Source organism: Ensifer adhaerens (assembly GCF_002007205.1).
GTDB classification, from domain to species: domain Bacteria; phylum Pseudomonadota; class Alphaproteobacteria; order Rhizobiales; family Rhizobiaceae; genus Ensifer; species Ensifer adhaerens_D.
Map to the genome: position 1 here is coordinate 454,391 of NZ_LAZS01000008.1, position 18,631 is coordinate 473,021.

Genomic DNA, 18,631 nt, shown 5'->3' on the forward strand with positions numbered 1-18,631 from the left:
GGACCGTTCGCAAACCAGTTCCGACAAGAAAATTCAATGTGTTGGTCGAAAGCGCCAACGCAAATGCGCGGCTGTGCGTGTCGCGTGCCGAGGATCGACAGGATGCAATCGTCTAGGCAAATCGCAGAAATCGCCACCTTTCAAAGCTTCGCAAACTGCTACCTGCGCGAAGTGAACCCCGGTATCCGGGCCATGCATCGCGCCGCGGGCGGCGTTTTCGACTGCGTCGAGTGGTCTCTTCCAAGACAGCACATGATCCTGCGCGTCGAGGTGACGTCGCCGTCGCTCTGCGGCCCGCACCACTTCGGCAGGGTCTGGGGCAGGGGCGTTTCCGACGCCACATGGCGCCAGATCGAACTGATATCGGCGCTCCATATCCTGGTGCATGAATGCTACCGCCAGGCCGATGAGGCCAGGGCCGAGGCCTTGCGCGGTTTCGAACTCGAACTGCTGATGCGTGTGCTGGAAAGCTACCAGCAGACCGCGCTCTACATCGACAGGGCCGAGCCAGGACCGGCGGACGGCGACCACTTCATCGAAGCGGAACAGGCGCTCGTCTTCGGACACTGGCAGCATCCGACGCCGAAGAGCCGCCAGGGCATGACCTATTGGCAGCAGGAATCCTACGCGCCGGAGCTGCGCGGCCAGTTCAAGCTGCACTACTTCGCGGCGAAACGCGCCGATATCAGGCACGATTGCGCCCGCGAATTTGCAGCGCCTGAGATCGTCCGCTCCCTGGTCGGGCCGGATGCCGACGGCATGGCGCTTCCCGCCGACGAATATCTGCTGCCGATGCATCCGCTTCAGGCCGAAGCCCTGCTGCTTGATCCCGATATCCGGGGCATGCTGGGGGAAGGGCGGCTGCGTCATCTCGGCCCTGCCGGCCCTGACTTCACCGCGACGTCATCGGTGCGCACGGTTTACGGCGCCGATGCCGGCTGGATGCTCAAGTTTTCCCTGCCCGTGCGCATCACCAACTCCGTGCGCCTGAACCGTCGCCAGGAGCTCGAAGCGGGCGTCGCGATGGCAAAGCTGATCGACCGGATCGGTTTTGCCGAACGGTCCAAAAACTTCCGCATCATCCAGGACCCCGCCTATATCACGCTCGATCTGCCGGGGCGCAACGAGAGCGGCTTCGAAGTCATCCTGCGGGAGAACCCCTTTTCCGGCAACAGGGGAAGCGGCGTCGTCACTGTCGCGGCCCTGACCGCCGATCCCCTTCCGGGGCAGGTCTCCCGCCTCGAACGGCTGGTTCGGACGGTCGCCGCGCGCACGGGCGAGAGCCTGGCGGACGCGTCGCTTCTCTGGTTTCGCCGCTATCTCGACTGCGCCGTCGAACCGCTGATCCGCCTTTACGATGACTATGGCGTCGCGCTCGAAGCGCACCAGCAAAACAGCCTGCTGGACGTCGGCGCCGGCTATCCGTGCGTCAGCTACTACAGAGACAATCAGGGCTTCTACCTCTCGGAACGCTATCGCAGCCTGATCGCCGGCCATGTTCCGGAGACACAAAGGATCGCGTCGCTCTATTTTGCCGAGAGCGAAATCCGTGATCGCTTCGCCTACTACCTGATCGTCAATCAGGTCTTCTCGGTGATCAGCCGCATGGGCCATGACGGGCTCTGCGACGAGAGCCTGCTCCTGCGCGAGTTGCGCACGCATCTGGAGCATTATGCCGCCCGAATGACCGCAGCCGGTCGCGACTTTGCCCGTCACGTCCTCGATCTGCCGACGATCGTCTCCAAGGCCAATCTGACGACGCGCCTCTACGACGTGGACGAACTGCAATCCGGCAATGCGCCGTCCCTTTATCGCCCCGTGCCGAACCCACTCCGGGCGCCGGCCGTTCTGACCGTGCCGAGGACCGATCATGCCATTGCCTCTTGATCTCAAGGGCCGCCCGGACGAGCGGGTGCTTCGCCAGCTCGTTGCCGCCCTGCTTTTCGAAGGCATCGTTGAGGCCAGCGAGCAGACGGACGGCGATGTCACGAACTTCCAATGGTCGCTCGGGGGCCGGCAGTTCCGCTGCCGCGGTGCCATCGGCCCCTTTGGCCGGCTGCGACTGGCGGCGGGATCGGTGGAGATGCGCGACGACGCGGATGGCTGGGGCGTGCCGCCGCTGGCGCACCTGGTGTCCGCCCTGCCGGGCAGCGGTCCGACCCGCGGGAAGCTGCTCGACGAACTCACGCAGACGATTGCCTTCAGCGCCTGGAACGAGCGCCGTGTGCCGGCTCGGCCGCGCCGCGCCTTGCCATTTTCCGAGCTGGAGGGCGCGCTTGACGAGGGGCATCCCTATCATCCCTGCTACAAGGCGCGCACCGGCTTTTCCGTTGCCGACCATGCGGCCTATGGGCCGGAGACGGGAGAAGCGTTCCAGCTCGTCTGGCTGCTCATCGCGCGAAAACATCTGCGCCAGGCCCTGCCTTGCGACGAGGAGGCCTTCTGGCAAGCGGAACTGGGCGAGGAAATCTGGTCCGAACTGCGGTCGAAACGGCAGCAGCGCGGCGTTTCGCCGGATGCCTTCGGCCTTCTACCGTTGCATCCCTGGCAATGGCGCGAGCTCCGTGAGACCCGGCTTGCCGGTTGGATCGCCGCCGGCGAAGTCCTTTGCCTCGGTCCAGCGGGGGACCGATACACGGCGACGCAGTCGGTTCGCTCGCTGTTGAACCGGGACCGGCCCCTCGCTTCGAGCATCAAGCTGCCGCTCAACATCGTCAACACCTCGTCGCGCCGCATACTCGAGCCGCATTCGGTCTGCACGGCACCGGTGATCTCGCGCTGGATCGCCGGGATGGTTGCGGGCGATCCGGCCTTTTGTGAGCGTTATCCGCTGACCATCCTGCAGGAATTTGCCGGCATCATCGCCGATGGCGACGGACCTTTGGCGGGACAGGTTGCAGCCATCTGGCGCGAGAACGCGGAAGCGACGCTCGCACCCGGCGAGGCCGTCATCCCTTTCAATGCCTTGATGATGGTCGAGGCAGACGGGCGCGCGTTTGCCGACGACTGGATCAGGCGCTTCGGTCTGATGCCCTTCATCAACCGGCTGATCGAAGTGGCGGTCCTGCCCGTCTGGCACCTCCTGGTCCACCATGGCCTGGCGGTCGAGGCGCATGGGCAGAACATGTTGCTCGTCCATCGCGACGGCTGGCCGGTCAGGCTCATCCTGCGCGACTTCCACGAAAGCATCGAGTTCTCGCCGAGCTTTCTGCGCGCGCCGGAAAAGGCGCCGGATTTCCTGTCACTCCATTCGGCGTACCTCGATGCGGAGCCCGACCAGTTCTATTGGACGGAGAACCTGGATTCGCTGCGCGAATTGGTGATGGACACGCTGTTCGTCTACAATCTCAGCGAGATCTCCCATCTTCTCGACCACTGCTACGACCTGCCGGAGGCACTCTTCTGGCAGCGCGTCCAAACCGTGCTTGCCTCCTATGAGGGGGAGCACGCCGCGACCGAGCGGCTGGCGCAGCTTAGCTGCGACCAGCCCCGCATCCTGACCGAATCCCTGATGACGAGGAAGCTGCTCGCGCTCAAGCCGGAATACCACCACGAGGTGGCGAACGCCTTGGCCGCAAGGACGCTCCAACGAAGGAGAAAGCCATGATCCGTATCGACGACAGGCTCTATGACGAGGCCTATTTCAACAAAAGATCGGCCGAGCTCGCGGCCGAGATCGGCCTTCGCGCGCAAGATACCGGCCGCTACGCCGTCTGCTTCTCGGAAACGGTCGATTGGCTGGCGCTGTTTTTTGCCATCCGCCAGGCGGGGGCGAGCGTGCTGCCGATCCATCCGGGCACACCGTATCAGGCTGCGCGCAAGCTCGCGATCGGCGCCGGCTGCGACCGGCTGTTCTACAACAGCCTAACGGCCGAAGTCCTCGAAACATCCGAGTTGCCTTCGTCCGAAGGTACGCTGTTGCAGATGAGCTCTGGCACGACCGGCGCGCCGAAATGCGTGGCGCGCAGCTGGCGGGAGATCGATGCCGAGATCGAGAGCTATGTCGCCACCTTCCGCGAACCGGAGGACATGACGCCGGTCATCGCCTGCCCGACCACCCATTCCTACGGGCTGATCTGCGGTATCCTGGTGGCGCTGAAGCGCGGGCAGACTCCCGTCATCGTCAACACCGCGAACCCGAAGTATCTCCTGAAGATACTGCGCGAGACCGAAAGGCCGCTGCTCTATTCCTCGCCGGCGATCCTGCACACGCTGGCGCGGCTGATGCCCGCGGGCGAACAGATCCACGCGACGATGACCTCGGGCACGCTGCTTCCCGACCCGTGGTTCGCCGACATTCGCGCGAAGAGCCGGTTCATGTTCCAGCAATATGGTTGCTCGGAATCCGGTTGCATCGCCATCAATCCGGATGTGACGTCCGCCGGCGACATGGGTTTCGTCCTGCCGCATCTGATCGCGGCGACCGGCAGCAGCGCCGAGGATGCGGGTGAGATCGTCGTCAAAAATGGCGACGGTTCGCCGATCCACACGCGTGACCTCGGCTACCTTCGTGCCGACGGCATGCTGGTCTTCGTTTCGCGTCTGGACGACATGATCAATGTCTCCGGCCTCAACGTCTATCCGAAGGACGTGGAGGATGCCGTCATGGCCATGCCTGCGGTCACCGACGCAGTCGCCTTCCGCAAGTCCGACCGGTTTGCCGGCGAGCGCGTCGCGCTGCTTTTCAGCGCAGAGACACCAGTCGCACCGCAGGCGGTGCGCGAATGGTGCAGCCGGCACCTCGCGTCTCACCAGTTGCCGATGGAGATCCTGCAGATCGATGCGGTTCCGCGCCAGGCGAACGGCAAGATCAGCCGTCGCGATGTCGCGGCACGTCATCTGGCGGGCGAATTCAACAAGTCGATCGCGGGAGCCGCATCATGACCGAAAGCGAAGTTCTGGCGGCGATCGAGGCCGTCCTCATTGACAAGATGGCGCATGGCCATATGAACGGCTTCGGCCTCGATGCCCGCCTCAACGAGGACCTCTATCTCGACTCCGTCCTGATCCTCGAAATCTTCCTCAATCTCGAGCTCGAATACGGGCTGTCGGTGCCGGAAGAGGCGATCGCGAAGCAGGAGATCGAAACGGTCGCAGATCTCGTTGCCCTTTATGTGCCCAAGCCGACCGCCGCCATCGTGCCGGCCTTTCCGCTCACGGGCGGGACGAGCGACGAAGGCGTGCACGGCGAGGCCTATTACGACATCAAGGTTCATTGCTTCGTCAGCTGCGTCTCGGATGGCCTGAAGCGAAACGGGCTCGATCAGCGGCCGTTCTATTTCGGCGTCTGGGACGCGAAGTTCGCGGTCAGCGAGCGTTTCGAGCTTCTCTATCACGCGCCCGACATCACCCAGGAATTCTTTCGCGGCTGGTTCGAGCGGCTTTACGGTGTCTCGGTCGTCGAGTGGTACGACCCGGATCGCACCAAGCTCGACAACCTTGCGGTGCTCACCGGCCTGCTGAAGCAGCGCAGCGAAACGGGTTCGGTGATGGTCATGCTCGACATGTTCCACCTGCCGGAGCGGGAGAACAAGTTCAACCAGAACCCGTTCCCGCACTATCTGATGCTGCAGGAAACGGCTGATCCCGAGACCTGGTTCGTAAACGACCCCGACTATCGCTGGGAAGGCGAGATCGCCAAGGAAAAGGTCGTCCATGCCATCATGCAGCCGACGGTCGGCGGCGGCTATGTCTTCGACAATGCCGAGGCGCGCACGCCGTTTGCCGAAGATCTGAAAGCCTATTTCGAGGCCTGCTTCGTCCGGGACTGCAATCCGCTGGTCGATGCGGTTCGGTCAATCGTTGCCGCGCATCTCGACGGGACGAACGGCGTCGCGCTCGCGGATCTTGGCACGGCGGTGCGGGAGCTGCCGGTCATCACCATCCGCAAATATGCCTATGAGCACGGCTTCGCCTTCTACTGGCGGGCGCTGAAACTGCCTTCGGCCGAGTTCGAACGGTGGTGTGAGGAAATCGAGTCGCTGGTCCAGTCGCTGAAGACCCTGCACTACGCCTGCATGAAGCTTGCCCAGACCGGGGACCGCGCCTTGGCGCAGCCTGTCTTCGAGCGCCTCGACGAGGCGGACCGGCTCGAAACGAAACTGAAAAACAAGCTCGCCGAGGCTTTCGATCTCTGGTGCGATCTTGCCATCCCCGCCGAAAGCCATCCCCCATTGAAGAGAGTTGCGCGATGAGAGTTTCGCTTTGCACCATCACCTTCCGGCATCAGCTGATATCGCTCGACGAGATCGCCGCCTGGGCCGAAGCCAACGACTTCCAGGGCATCGAACTCTGGGGCGCACATGCGCGAAATCTGGCGCCACGTGCCGACCGCAATGCGGAATGGCTGGATGGCTACGGCCTGTCGGTGCCGATGATCAGCGACTACCTGCCGCTCGACGGCGACGTGGAGGCCCTGCGGCACAAGGCGGTGGAGCTTTGCCGGCTTGCCCGGCGGTGGCGCACCCGCAAGATCCGCACCTTTGCGGGAAGCCGCGGCAGCCTCGAAGTGAGTGCCGACGAGCGGCAACAAATTGTCGAGCGCCTGAAGGAGATCTGCACCATCACCGCCAGTTACGGCATCCATCTGCTTGCCGAAACTCACCCGAAGACGTTGGCTGACACGGCAGCCTCGACCAACAGGCTGATCGAAGAGGTGAACCATCCCTATTTCGCGATCAATTTCGATACCCTGCATGTGTGGGAAGGTGGCGACGATCCGGTCGCCGTGCACCGCACGATGAAACCGCACATTCGCCACTACCACCTGAAGAACATCGTCAGCCGGGCAGACCTTACGGTCTTCGAGCCGGCCAACGTCTACGCTGCCGCCGGCAGCCGCCGCGGCATGACGCCACTTTTCGAAGGGGTTGTCGATTATGATCGGTTCCTGGCGGAGGTCGCCGGCGAGTCGCAGGTTGATGCGTCGCTGGAATGGTTCGGCAATGATTGCCTCGAAACTCTGCGTCGCGACCGCACGCGGGTCCGTCTGGTCGTCGAGGGGATCGCACCGGCTCGCAGAGCAGCAAACCTCTAGGCCCTTGCCCACAATCGAAGCGCTGAAAGGCTGCTCGCCGTCTGATGTCGGCGAGCAGTTGGCCGTTAGACCGTGCGCAGCCGGTAGATCTCGGTCTCTTCGGTCCGCCCGGCGAGGCAATGTTTGCCATGCTGGGCGAGGTCGGAGCGATCCTCGGCCACCAGATCGAAGGTCTCGCCGCTGAGGAGGATCACCACTTCTTCACCCGGCGCGATCGCTTTGCCGAGCTGCTCCAGCCGGTTGCAGGCGTTCACGGTGTCGCCGACGATGGTATAGGCGGACCGTCCGGTCATGCCGATATTGCCGGCGACAACAGGGCCGGAATGGATGCCGATCCGAACGCGGAGCGGTGGAAGGCCCTGTCGACGGCGGTCCGCATTGTCCCTGGCGATGGCCTTGGCGATCGCGCGTGCGGCGCGGATGGCACGGTCGGCGTGATCCTTCTGCGCGTCGGGCGCACCCCAGAAGGCCATCACGCAATCACCGATGAACTTGTCGATGGTTCCGCCTTCGCTTTCGATGCAGTTGCCGAGCAGGTCGAAGTGGCTGTTGAGCAGCGCTGCCACGTCGCCGGCGCAGGTCTTTTCTGCCGTCGCGGTGAAATCGACCACATCGGTGAACATGATGGTGACGGTGCGTTGGGTCGATGCCAGATCCTCGCTGCCGATCAGATGGCGCACGAGCTTCTTCGGCACATAGGTCTCGAGCCAGCGCAGGCCTGTCAGCATCGTGTTGTACGCCTTGGCCTGTTCGTTGAGCTCGGTGAACAGGCTGCCGGGAAGCGGGCGCAGAGCGGCAAAATCGAGCATGCCGACCGCACGCACCTCCCGCGCCATGCTCGTGACGGGGCGAACGATCAGGCGGCCGACAATCCACGCGATGATGATCGCGACAAACAGCACGACGAGACCGGCAATGCCGGCCCGCAGCAGATCCCAGATCGGCTTCTCGACCGATTCGATCGGAACCTCGACGCCGATGATGAGCGCGGACGGAGCATAGCCGCGGATTTCGCGTGTCAGGATGACGCGTCCATCATCTCCCTGCTTGACCGCGCGCACCTCCATGTCCGTATCGTCGAAGGTCTCGGGCGGACCTTTCCACAGTGCGGCGAGAAAAGGATCGCCCAGCTCGTCGAGCTTCGGCAACCGGTGTTCGGCCGAAAGGAGCGGGTGGCCCGAGGCCATCAGCGGATGGGCGAGCACTTGATCGCGGCCATAGAGAACGAAGGGGGTCGTCCCGGGGTTCGAGACGGCAATCTGGCGCAGGAAGTCGGACATGGTGTCGACCGTGATCGTGGCGCGGAAGACGCCCGCAAATTCGCCGTTGTGGCTTGCCGGCTGCTGTAGGTTCGTAACCGACGTTCGTATCGCCGGATCGGGCACGAAATAGACAGGTCCCCAATGGGGCGTGCCGCTGCGTCGCGCCTCCTCGATCTCCGAACGCTCGTTGTCGCTGGTGACCTTGTCGGTGTAGGAAAAGACCCCCTTTGGGCCTTGTGTAACCCCGATAAGATCGCCGTTGGGTCTGACGAAGGAGAGCACCCGAACTTGCGGTGTTGCTGCCAGAGCGCCTGTCATCACACGCTCGAACTCCGGCAGATTCTTCGGATCGAGACGGCCAGCGCCGACCTCTCGCGCCAGAAAGGCGAGCTGATCCTCGACGGGCGAAAAGCGGCTGCCGATTTGCGTCTGCACCGCTTCCAGGCCGAGATGGGCCGATTGAACGAGCAGATCGCGGGTGGTTCCCGCCGACATGAACCAAACCACGGAGAGGATGACTGCCGCGGTCAGTGCGACCAGTGCCGCCATCACGATCGCCAGCGTCCGCGATAGCGAAATGGTTCGCTTGTGTGTTTCGGCGTCAGCCGCCTTGTTCGTCTGCACGTGCATGCCCCGTGTTGCAGCAGGTGCGCGCAGTTCGCGTAGCCCCGCAAGGAATGCACCGTCTTCTAGCTGTTTTGGGCTTTTTTCCAACCGTGTGTCGTGCTTTGCCGCTCTGCGTCAATCTGTCCCTTCGAGCCGCTTGCTGATCGGCGCGAATTCCGGTGTCGCCTTGCGCGGCGTGGTGTCGCGCTCGTTGGCCTCCATCTGCTGCCAGTATTTCCACCCGACCTTCTTCGAACCCAGTTCGTAGTCCATGCCGTCCCAGGCGTCTTCGCGGAAGCTGTAGAAAGCCCAGTGCAGATCGTCCTTGTCGAACGTGGCCAACACGTCCTCAAGATAGGTCCTGCAGCCGGACCAGAGGCGCATGCAGCCGAATTCTCCTGCGACCAGCCGATTGAGCGGCACGCCCCTGTCTTTTGCCCAACGCACTGGCTCTGCCAGATAGGCCTCGACCCGCGCCTTGTCCCATGTCTCCTCGCCGTCGCCGAAGGGTGCTTTGCCGGGATAGGCATAGGGCTTGTCGCGTTTCATGTTCGGTGCGCTCGTCGCCGCATAGGGTTCGTACATGTGGAAGCTGTAGAGCACCTTCTGGTCCGTCAACGCGGCTGGCCAATAGGAAAAGGCGTCGGCGGCCGCATACCAGCCGGCATCCGCCATGATCGGTGTTGCCGGATCGACCGCGCGGATGGCGGCGATCACCGTCTCGTAGAAGGCCTTCAGGTCCGCGGCGCTGCCGGCCTTTTCGTCGTACCACGCCTGCATCGTCTCCAGGTCGGCATGTTCGGCAAGACCGTTTTTCTTTTCGGGCGCCGGTTCGTTGACGATGTTATAGGCGGCGACCGCCGGATGGTCCTTCAGTTCGCGGGCCAGATCCTGCCAGAAGGCTGCTGCCTGGTCCCACCAGATCTTGTCCTGCCAGAGGCGGCCGTCGAAGCGATTGCCGTTGTTCTGCGCCCAGCGCATGCCGGGAAGCGACAGCGGCGCGATGACGACCTTGAGGCCCGCCTTGTCGGCGCGATCGAGCGTTTCCTTAAGTGTCTTCAGGTCTGCCGCCGGAATGCCCTCGTACTTGTCCGCATTACCGATCAGGTAGTCGCGACCGGCCGGTGTCCATTTGTCATAGGAGAGGCGCACCCAGGTGGCGCCGTACCCCGCCAACGCTTTGAAATAGGCGTCGTCCGGCGGCAGCCGGTTGAAACTGTTGCCGCCATGCTGGGGCTTGTCCCAGAAGGTGATGAGATCGGCGGCAGCGGCCGGGCCTGTGAGACTGAAAGCGAGGAGGGCGGAGGCAATCAGGCGCATGCGGTTGATCTTTCTGGGTTCTGGCCTTCGAGGAAGTGGATTTGCGCCGCCAACCTACCGGCGGATCGCTTCACCGATGTTCCCTGGGGAACAGCTTGAGGAACAGCGGGCGTCATCCCTGCCAGAAAGCGGCTTTGCGGCGGATGGTCAATCCGCCGCAATGTCCTTGGTCGTGGCTATCCGCGCGTTCAGTCGGAAAGCGCGGTTGCTGCCTTCTCGATCAACGCGGCGACAGCCGCTGGCTGGGACAGAAACACCGCATGGCTGGCCTTTACCTCGACCTGTTCGCTGCCGGCGCGCCTGGCCATGGTCCGCATCAGTTCCGGATGGATGGCACGATCCTCGGTAGCGACCAGCGCCCAGCTCTTCTTGTTCTTCCAGGCCGGTGCGGTGATCTTCGTCTCGAAGGCAGCTTTCGCGGGAAAGACCTGGGAGTGGGCCATGAAACGAGCCTCTTGCTCGGGCAAATCGGCTGCAAAATCCTGCGCAAAGACCTTCGGGTCGAGGTAGAGGTAGCCGTCTCTGGTTGCGGCGATGCCGTTGGTGGCCGCCGGGGTGCGAGCGGCAAGATCAAGCAGGCTCTCGCCTGCATCCGGCTGGAACGCGGCGACATAGACGAGACCCGCGACATTGTCGGTTGTTCCGGCCTCCGTCACGATCATGCCGCCGTAACTGTGGCCGACGAGAAGCGAGGGGCCGTCCTGCAGCTCGAGGATGCGTCTGGTCGCCGCTACGTCATCGCCAAGCGAGGTCATCGGTGGCTGGACGACAGTGACGTTGAAGCCCTTGGCGCTCAGGAGATCGAAGACCTTGCGCCAGCCGGACCCGTCGGCAAGCGCACCGTGCACGATGACGACGTTCTTGATGGGGTCGGCAAGAGCCTGCCCGAGCGGGGCAGCCACCAATGCCAGGAGCGTGGCCGCCAGAATTCTTGTCTTTCGCATTGTATCTTTCCTTTTCTTGAGGGTTCGGTTCCCCTGCACGCGGCGTCTTCTGGGGGAGCAGTGACGCTTCTCGAATTTGGAAGGCGCACGAGCCCGCCCGCTGCCTGTGGGCAGCGTGATCTCGTTCGCCTTCAATGGTGATGGTGAAGCGGAGAGCCGCTACGGAAAGAGCAGCGCTTCCTGTTCCGTTGGTGCACGCCTGCCCGCAGTCAGCGCCGCGACCGACGCCGAAATGGCGTTACGGTCGAGCCGGAAATGTCGGTAGAGGTCGCCGATCGTGCCGGTCTGGCCGAAGTGTTCGACGCCATGCGGGATGGTTCGATGGCCGGCGACCGCCCCGAGCCAGGAAAGTGTCGCCGGATGGCCGTCAATCACGGTGACGATCGCGCAATGATCGGGCAGGGGATTGAGCAGCCGTTCGATATGGCTTGTCGCCCGCGGGTTGCCGCGAGCTCGCTCGCGCTGTGCCGCCGTCCAGCCGGCGTTCAGGCGGTCGGCGGACGTGACCGCAAGCACGCCGATGTCGCGGCGGACCTCCCCGATCATGCCCGCCGCAGCGATCGCCTCATCGGCGACGGCCCCCTGATAGGCAATGACGATATCGCAGTTGGGACCCGGCTTCCTCAGCCAGTAGGCACCGTCGATCGCGCCCCGGCGGAAGTCGTCGTCAACGCGCTTCAGCGGTTGTTCGAGCGGCTTGGTGGTGAGCCGCAGATAGACCGAGCCGCCGGTCTCGTCGCGCAGCCAGGTGCGCTCGTCCGGGTCGTTGTCGCCGTCGCGTTGCAGGTAGTCGAAAGCCCATTCCATGATGACGGCAAGCTCATCGGCAAAGGCCGGCTCGAAGGCTGCGAGGCCATCCTGGCTGATCCCGATCAGCGGCGTGCCGATCGACTGGTGCGCGCCGCCCTCCGGCGCCAACGTGATGCCTGAGGGTGTGCCGACGATCATGAAGCGGGCATCCTGGTAGCAGGCGTAGTTCAGCGCATCGAGGCCACGGCAAACGAAGGGGTCGTAGACCGTGCCGATGGGGATCAGCCTCTTGCCGAACAGCGAATGACTGAGGCCGGCCGCACCCAAAAGCAGGAACAGGTTCATTTCGGCTATGCCGAGCTCGAGATGCTGGCCTTGCGGCGTGAACTCCCATTTCGCGGTCGAGGCGATGCGGTGCTCGATAAAGGCGTCGGCGAGCGGCTGGCGCGCGAAGAGCTTGCGCCGGTTCACCCAGGCGCCAAGACTGGTCGTGCCGGTGACATCGGGCGATGTCGTCAGGATGCGCTCGGCAAGCTCCGACTTGCCCTTGGCGAGATCGTCGAGAATCTTGCCGAAGGCCATCTGCGTCGAGATCTCGCGCTGCGTCTCGAACGCAATCGGCGGCACCTCAAGCCGGCGATCGGCATGGCGGCGCGTGCCGTCGGCGAAGAAGGGCGCCGAGGCGAGGAACGTTTCGAGCGCCTTTCGATCTGGAACGCCGGCAAAGGGCTCCCATTCCTCGCCGGGCGCGACACCCATATGCGCCTGCCATTCGGCGAACTGGGTCGTCGTCATCAGGCCGCCGTGATTGTCCTTGTGGCCGGCGATCGGCGTGCTCCAGCCCTTGATCGTATAGGCTAGGAAGCAGGTGGGCCGGTCGTGGTCGATAGCGGCAAACGTCGCGGCCATGGTCTCGACGCAGTTGCCGCCAAGGTTTTCCATCAGCGCGGAAAGCTCCGCATCGCTGCGCCGGTCGATGAGAGCCGAGACGTCGCCCTGGTCGCCGAGATCATCGGCGAGCCGCTTGCGCCAGACGGCACCGCCCATGAAGGTGAGCGCCGCATACTCCTGGTTGGAGCAGCGGTCGATCCAGTCGCGTAGTTTTTCGCCGCCAGGCTCGGCGAAGGCGGCGCGTTGCAGCACGCCGTACTTGACCCGCACCACGTCCCAGCCGAAGGCGTCGAAGATCTTCTCGACGCGCTCGAACAGCCCTTCGCGCACGATGCCGTCGAGCGACTGCCTGTTGTAGTCGATGATCCACCAGCAGTTCCGAAGGTCGTTCTTCCATCCCTCCTGCAGCGTTTCGTAGACATTGCCTTCGTCAAGCTCGGCGTCGCCGACGAGCGCCACCATGCGCCCGAGCTTGCCTTCGCCCCACTGCTTGGCGCGAACGAAATCCTGGACGATTGATGCAAGTGCGGTGATGCCGACACCGAGACCGACAGAGCCGGTCGAAAAATCGACGTCGTCGACATCCTTGGTCCGGCTCGGATAGCTCTGCGCGCCGCCAAAGCCGCGGAAGTTCACTAGCTTCTCGCGCGTCTGCCGGCCCATCAGATAGTGCATCGCGTGGAAGACCGGCGCCGCATGCGGCTTGACGGCAACACGATCCTCCGGCCGCAGCGCCGAGAAATAGAGCGCGGTCATGATCGAGACGACCGAGGCGGAACTGGCCTGATGCCCCCCAGTCTTGATGCCGTCGACCTTCGGCCGGATGTGGTTGGCGTGATGGATCATCCAGTGGGAGAGCCAGAGCAGGCGCTTTTCAATGGTCTTCAGGTGGGTCGTGTCGGTCATCGCCAGGTTCCGATGGAGAAGGACGAAAGGTGACAGTCTAGGCCAAGGACTCAGCCGTCCTTGTAGTAGTAGCTGTAGCCGTTGAGCGCCGGCGCGCCGCCGAGGTGGGCGTAGAGAACGCGAGCCCCCTCCGGGAAGAAGCCCTTGCGGGTAAGGTCGATCATCCCCTGCATGGATTTGCCCTCATAGACCGGGTCGGTGATCATCGCTTCGGTGCGAGCCGCGAGCCGGATCGCCTCGTTGGTTTCCTCTGATGGTACGCCATAGGCGGGATAGGCGTAATCGGGATTGATGACGATCTCGTCTTCGCGGATTGGCCTGCCGAGGCGAACCAGCTCGGCGGTGGAATTGACGATCTGTCGGACCTGGGAACGCGTCTGCTCAAGCGTACCCGACGCATCGATGCCGATCACCCGATCGGCGCGGCTTTGCGCAGCAAAGCCGACGATCATGCCGCCCTGCGTGGAGCCGGTGACGACGCAGACGACGATGTAGTCGAAAGTGAAGCCGAGCTCGTTCTCCTGTGCCGCCACCTCTTCGGCAAAGCCGACGTAACCGAGCGCGCCATATTTGTGCACCGAGGCGCCGGCCGGGATCGGATAGGGCTTGCCGCCGGCATCTTTGACCGACTGGATCGCGTCCTCCCAGCTCTTGCGAATGCCGATGTCGAAGCCGTCATCGACCAGCCGGCTGTCCGCCCCCATCAGCCGTGTCATCAGGATGTTGCCGACACGATCATAAACGGCATCGTAGTGCGGCACCCATTTTTCCTGGATCACAACGCATTTCATGCCGATCTTGGCAGCCGTGGCGGCGACCATGCGGGTGTGGTTCGACTGCACGCCGCCGATCGAGACCAGCGTATCGGCGCCGGACGCGATTGCGTCGGGCACGATGTATTCGAGCTTCCGGAGCTTGTTGCCGCCCATGGCGAGACCGGAATTGCAGTCGTCGCGTTTCGCATAAATCTCGACCCTGCCGCCGAGCGCCGCCGTCAGCCGCGGCAGATGCTCGATCGGCGTCGGGCCGAAGGTGAGGGGGTAGCGTTCGAACTTCTCAAGCAGTGACATTGATCCAGGCCTCCGTGTGAAAATTGCAGGAGAAGGATAGGCGAAGTCGCGTGAAAGGTGCTCTCTAAGTTGCTGTCCAAAGTTCTCCGGACCGAATAGAATTCCGATCAAGTTTTGTCTTTCTTCAAAATGCGGGTTAGAAAATGAAAGATTCTTCCGATGACGATTTTGACCGGATCGATCTCAAGATCCTGCGTGCCCTGCAATCCGAAGGACGGCTGACGAACGCCGACCTCGCCGAGCGGGTAAACGTCAGTCCGGCGACCTGTCATCGGCGAACACAGAGGTTGTTCGAAGAGGGCCATATCACCGGCGTGAGGGCGGAGGTCGCGCCGGCAGCGGTCGGTCTTGGAGCGTTGGTGATGGTCGGCGTTGTGCTCGATCGCTCGACGCCCGAGAGCTTTGCGGCCTTCGAGGGCGCGGTGCTGGAGATGAAGGAAGTGCTCGACTGCAATCTCGTTGCCGGCGACTTCGACTATCTCTTGAAAATCCGGGTCCGAGACATGGCGGACTTCAACAAACTGCACGGTCAGAAGCTGATTGCGCTGCCGGGGGTGCGCCAGACGCGCACTTTCTTTGTGATGAAGGAAGTCAAGGAGAACGCCCGGCTGCCGTTCTGACAGTCGTCGAACGATTGGCCTTTCGCATCGAAGGGCACACGAGACCCGGCACGTCTTCAGCGTGCCGGATGCGGCCCAATAGGTGCAACCCGGTCAGACCTGGACGAAATGATCGTCGGCGACCTGCTGGTAATGCCGTTCGGCCGGCACATAATCGGGCGTGCGCAAGGGGCTCTTGAGTTCGTCGCTGGCGACGTTGCGGCGCGTGTGGCGCCGGGTCGGATCGGCGATCGGCACGGCCGCCATCAGCTTCTTCGTATAGGGATGCTGCGGGTTCTCGAACACCTGCGCGCGTGAACCGATCTCGACAATCTCGCCGAGATGCATGACCGCGACGCGGTGGCTGACGCGCTCGACGACGGCCATGTCGTGCGAGATAAACAGATAGGCAAGGCCGAGGCTTGCCTGGAGGTCGAGAAGCAGGTTGATAACCTGCGCCTTGATCGAGACGTCGAGGGCGGAGACGGACTCGTCGGCGACAATCACCTTCGGGTCGAGCGCCAAGGCGCGCGCAATGCAGACGCGCTGGCGCTGGCCGCCGGAGAACTCGTGTGGGTAGCGGGCGGCCATGTCGGCCTGCAGGCCGACGCGTTCGAGCAGATCGGCGACCTTCTCACGCGCCTGCCGAGCCGTGCCGAGCTTGTGTTCGAGATAGGGTTCGGCGATCGCAGCCCCCACCGTCATGCGCGGATTGAGGCTCGCAAAGGGATCCTGGAAAATCATCTGCATGGTGCGGCGCATTTCGCGCAGCTTCCTGCGGTCCATTTTGAGGACATCCTGACCGTCGAGCGTCACCGAGCCGCTTTCTGGCTCGATCAGCCGCATGATGGCCCGGCCGGTCGTCGACTTGCCGCAGCCGGATTCACCGACGAGCGACAGGGTCTCGCCCGGCTGCAGGCTGAAGGAAACGTTTTCGATCGCGTGCACGCGTCCCTTGAGCTTGCCGAGCAGGCCGGCGTGAATGTCGAAGCGCTTGACGAGGTTCTTCACTTCGAGGATAGGCTTGCGGCCGGATTGCACCGTGTCGGTCGCCTCCGTCACGGTGTTCGGCAGGCCGGTGGCCGGATCGATCACCGGAAAGCGCATCGGCTGCGGCTCGCCCGTCATCGAGCCGAGCATCGGCACGGCCGAAAGAAGCGCGCGGGTATAGGGGTGTTTCGCCCGAAGGAAGATGTCCTCCGTGGGCCCGGTCTCGACCGCGTCGCCGCGGAACATCACCACGGTGCGGTCGGCGATTTCGGCGACCACACCCATGTCGTGGGTGATGAACAGGACCGAGGTGCCTTCCTCCTCCTGCAGCACCTTGATCAGGTCGAGGATCTGGCCCTGGATGGTCACGTCGAGGGCCGTCGTCGGCTCGTCGGCGATGAGGAGCTTCGGGCGGCTTGCAAGCGCCATGGCGATCATCACGCGCTGGCGCATGCCGCCGGAAAACCGATGCGGGTATTCGTCGAAGCGCGAGGCGGCCGAGGGGATGCGCACCTTTTCGAGCAGCCGGATGGTTTCTGCCCGGGCGTCGGCCTTTGACATCGGACGGTGGCAGAGCAAGGCCTCGGAGATCTGGTCGCCGATCGTGAACAGCGGATTGAGGCTGGTCATCGGCTCCTGGAAGATCATGGCAACGTCGTTGCCGCGCACGTTGCGCATCTCGCTTTCGGGCAGGTCGAGGATGTTGCGCCCGCCCATCATCACCCGTCCTTCGACGCGGCTCGTCTCCTTCTGCAAAAGCCGCATGATCGAGAGCGAGGTGACGCTCTTGCCCGAGCCGGATTCGCCGACGATCGCGACGGTTTCTCCCGGCGCGACCGAAAACGAGATGTCCCGGACGACCGGCTTCCAGGCGCCGTCGACCAGGAACGAAGTTGTCAGGTTCTCGACGGAGAGAACGGGCGCCGTCGAGCGGTCCTGCTGGGCTTGGGTCTCGGTCATCTCGTCTCCTCCGTCAGATGCTGTGCGTGTCGTTGTCTGGTCGTCGTTGCCGCTCAGTCGGGCCAGCGCAGCAGGCCTGCGAAGCGGCGTGCGTTGCGCTCGCTGAGCGATGTCGCGATGATCTCGTTGGAGCTCCTCGCCTTGTCGAGTTCTTCGGCAAGCCGGCTGGCGACGATCGTCTCCTGGCCCGGGTGCAGGTTGCAGGGGTCGAGGTAGAAGTAATTGTGCTCGGCCTCGTGGTCGCGCACGATGATTGGCGGCGTGCCGCGGGCAAGCGCGTCGGCGAGATCCCAGGCGGTGATATGGGCTTCCTGCGGGTCGATGTTGACGCGCAGCCGGTCGAGCGGGTTGTTGGTCGGGTCGGCCTCGATCACCGGCTTGATGCCGGGACGGCCGTCGAGCGTCTCTTGCCAGAGATTGAGGTAACCGGTTTCGCGTTCGCGGATGCCGGCGTGGTCACGCGTCTCCCAGGCTTGGAGCGCCGCCATCACCCCGAGCATGCTTTCCTTGCCGACCTTCATGCCGCGGCCGATGCCGAGGTTCTGCAGGAAGGTTTTGCGCACCAGGTCCTTCTTGCCGGCGACGATGCCGGAGGTCGGGCCGCCCAGGAACTTGTGGCCGGAATAGAGCACGATGTCGGCGCCCTCATCGAGGAAGATGCGCAGGTCGTATTCCGAGGCCGCGTCGACGATGACGGGCACGCCCTTCGCATGGCAGACCTCGGCGAATTCCCTGAGGCCGACGAGGCCGTATTGCACGACGTGATGCGAGACGACGTAGACGGCGCAGGCCGTGCGTTCGTTGATCGCGCCTTCGATGTGATAGCGATAGGCCGATGTCGCCTGGCCGACGATGACAGGCTTGGCGCCGGCAAGGCGGATCGCCTGGTCCACGGGCGCGCCGTAGCTCACCACATGGCCCATCTGGAGAATGACCTCGTTCTTCAGGCCGGTCGTATCCGGCAGGCGCTCGATGGCAGCAAGGTCGCTGCCGGTCATGCAGCCTGCGACCGCAAGGCTGATGCCGGCGGAACAGGAGGCCGTAATGAAGCCGGCCTCGGCACCCGTCAGCCGCGCAATCACCGGGCTGACCTTGCGCTGCAGGTCGTTGATCTCGACGAACTGCGGCAGTATGCCTGTCATGGCAGTGATCGCTTCCGGGACCACGATCGATGCACCGAGGCTGGTCATCGTGCCGGAGACGTTGATTACGGGACGAAGTCCGAGAGCTTCGCGAATGTCACGGTCAGGCATAGTGGTCTCCATATGATTTTCTGGCAGGCGATTTTCTGGCGGTC

At 63.5% G+C, this 18,631-nt stretch carries 13 protein-coding genes; 6 read left to right on the forward strand and 7 right to left on the reverse strand.

Annotated elements, in window-relative coordinates:
- Positions 1-102 precede the first annotated feature (102 nt).
- The 5 genes from XB14_RS20410 to XB14_RS20430 are packed head-to-tail and all read left to right on the forward strand — an operon-like array spanning position 103 to position 7,036.
- Positions 103-1,887 (forward strand): IucA/IucC family protein, encoded by a 1,785-nt coding sequence (locus XB14_RS20410; protein ID WP_077963417.1) that lies wholly within the window; start codon positions 103-105, stop codon positions 1,885-1,887.
- A complete protein-coding gene (locus XB14_RS20415; protein WP_077963418.1) occupies positions 1,871-3,607 on the forward strand; it encodes an IucA/IucC family protein in 1,737 nt (578 codons plus the stop codon). The genes XB14_RS20410 and XB14_RS20415 overlap by 17 nt, the downstream gene beginning before the upstream one ends.
- Positions 3,604-4,884, forward strand: a complete 1,281-nt coding sequence (locus XB14_RS20420; protein ID WP_077963419.1) for an AMP-binding protein — start codon at positions 3,604-3,606, stop codon at positions 4,882-4,884. The genes XB14_RS20415 and XB14_RS20420 overlap by 4 nt, the downstream gene beginning before the upstream one ends.
- Positions 4,881-6,194, forward strand: coding sequence for a DUF6005 family protein (locus tag XB14_RS20425; RefSeq protein WP_077963420.1), 1,314 nt, complete (start codon positions 4,881-4,883; stop codon positions 6,192-6,194). The genes XB14_RS20420 and XB14_RS20425 overlap by 4 nt, the downstream gene beginning before the upstream one ends.
- On the forward strand, positions 6,191-7,036 hold the full coding sequence (locus XB14_RS20430; protein ID WP_077963421.1) for a sugar phosphate isomerase/epimerase family protein: 846 nt from the start codon (positions 6,191-6,193) through the stop codon (positions 7,034-7,036). Before XB14_RS20425 ends, XB14_RS20430 begins: the two co-directional genes overlap by 4 nt.
- A gap of 65 nt (positions 7,037-7,101) precedes the next feature.
- On the opposite strand, the gene XB14_RS20435 is transcribed toward XB14_RS20430, so the two are convergent.
- The 5 genes from XB14_RS20435 to XB14_RS20455 form a co-directional block, all read right to left on the reverse strand.
- The gene (locus XB14_RS20435; protein WP_179119626.1) at positions 7,102-8,922 is read right to left on the reverse strand and encodes an adenylate/guanylate cyclase domain-containing protein; all 1,821 of its coding nucleotides are present in this window, start codon (positions 8,920-8,922) and stop codon (positions 7,102-7,104) included.
- A 117-nt stretch (positions 8,923-9,039) separates the two neighbouring features.
- Complete coding sequence (locus XB14_RS20440) at positions 9,040-10,224, reverse strand: glycoside hydrolase family 5 protein (RefSeq protein ID WP_077963423.1); 1,185 nt, start codon at positions 10,222-10,224, stop codon at positions 9,040-9,042.
- 188 nt (positions 10,225-10,412) lie between these two features.
- Positions 10,413-11,168 carry an alpha/beta fold hydrolase gene (locus XB14_RS20445; protein WP_077963424.1) on the reverse strand — a complete coding sequence of 252 codons (756 nt, stop codon included), beginning with the start codon at positions 11,166-11,168 and terminating at the stop codon, positions 10,413-10,415.
- A 159-nt stretch (positions 11,169-11,327) separates the two neighbouring features.
- Positions 11,328-13,715 (reverse strand): 1-deoxy-D-xylulose-5-phosphate synthase N-terminal domain-containing protein, encoded by a 2,388-nt coding sequence (locus XB14_RS20450; protein WP_077963425.1) that lies wholly within the window; start codon positions 13,713-13,715, stop codon positions 11,328-11,330.
- 50 nt (positions 13,716-13,765) lie between these two features.
- A complete protein-coding gene (locus XB14_RS20455) occupies positions 13,766-14,785 on the reverse strand; it encodes a 1-aminocyclopropane-1-carboxylate deaminase (protein ID WP_077963426.1) in 1,020 nt (339 codons plus the stop codon).
- A gap of 143 nt (positions 14,786-14,928) precedes the next feature.
- Here XB14_RS20455 and XB14_RS20460 point away from each other — a divergent pair, with 143 nt between their 5' ends.
- Positions 14,929-15,405 carry an Lrp/AsnC family transcriptional regulator gene (locus tag XB14_RS20460; RefSeq protein ID WP_034787587.1) on the forward strand — a complete coding sequence of 159 codons (477 nt, stop codon included), beginning with the start codon at positions 14,929-14,931 and terminating at the stop codon, positions 15,403-15,405.
- Between the two features lie 93 nt (positions 15,406-15,498).
- Here XB14_RS20460 and XB14_RS20465 read toward each other — a convergent pair whose 3' ends face one another.
- Positions 15,499-17,334: an ABC transporter ATP-binding protein gene (locus tag XB14_RS20465; RefSeq protein WP_077963427.1), complete on the reverse strand. Its 1,836-nt coding sequence runs from the start codon at positions 17,332-17,334 to the stop codon at positions 15,499-15,501.
- 53 nt (positions 17,335-17,387) lie between these two features.
- Positions 17,388-18,587: an aminotransferase class V-fold PLP-dependent enzyme gene (locus XB14_RS20470; protein WP_077963428.1), complete on the reverse strand. Its 1,200-nt coding sequence runs from the start codon at positions 18,585-18,587 to the stop codon at positions 17,388-17,390.
- Positions 18,588-18,631 lie beyond the last annotated feature (44 nt).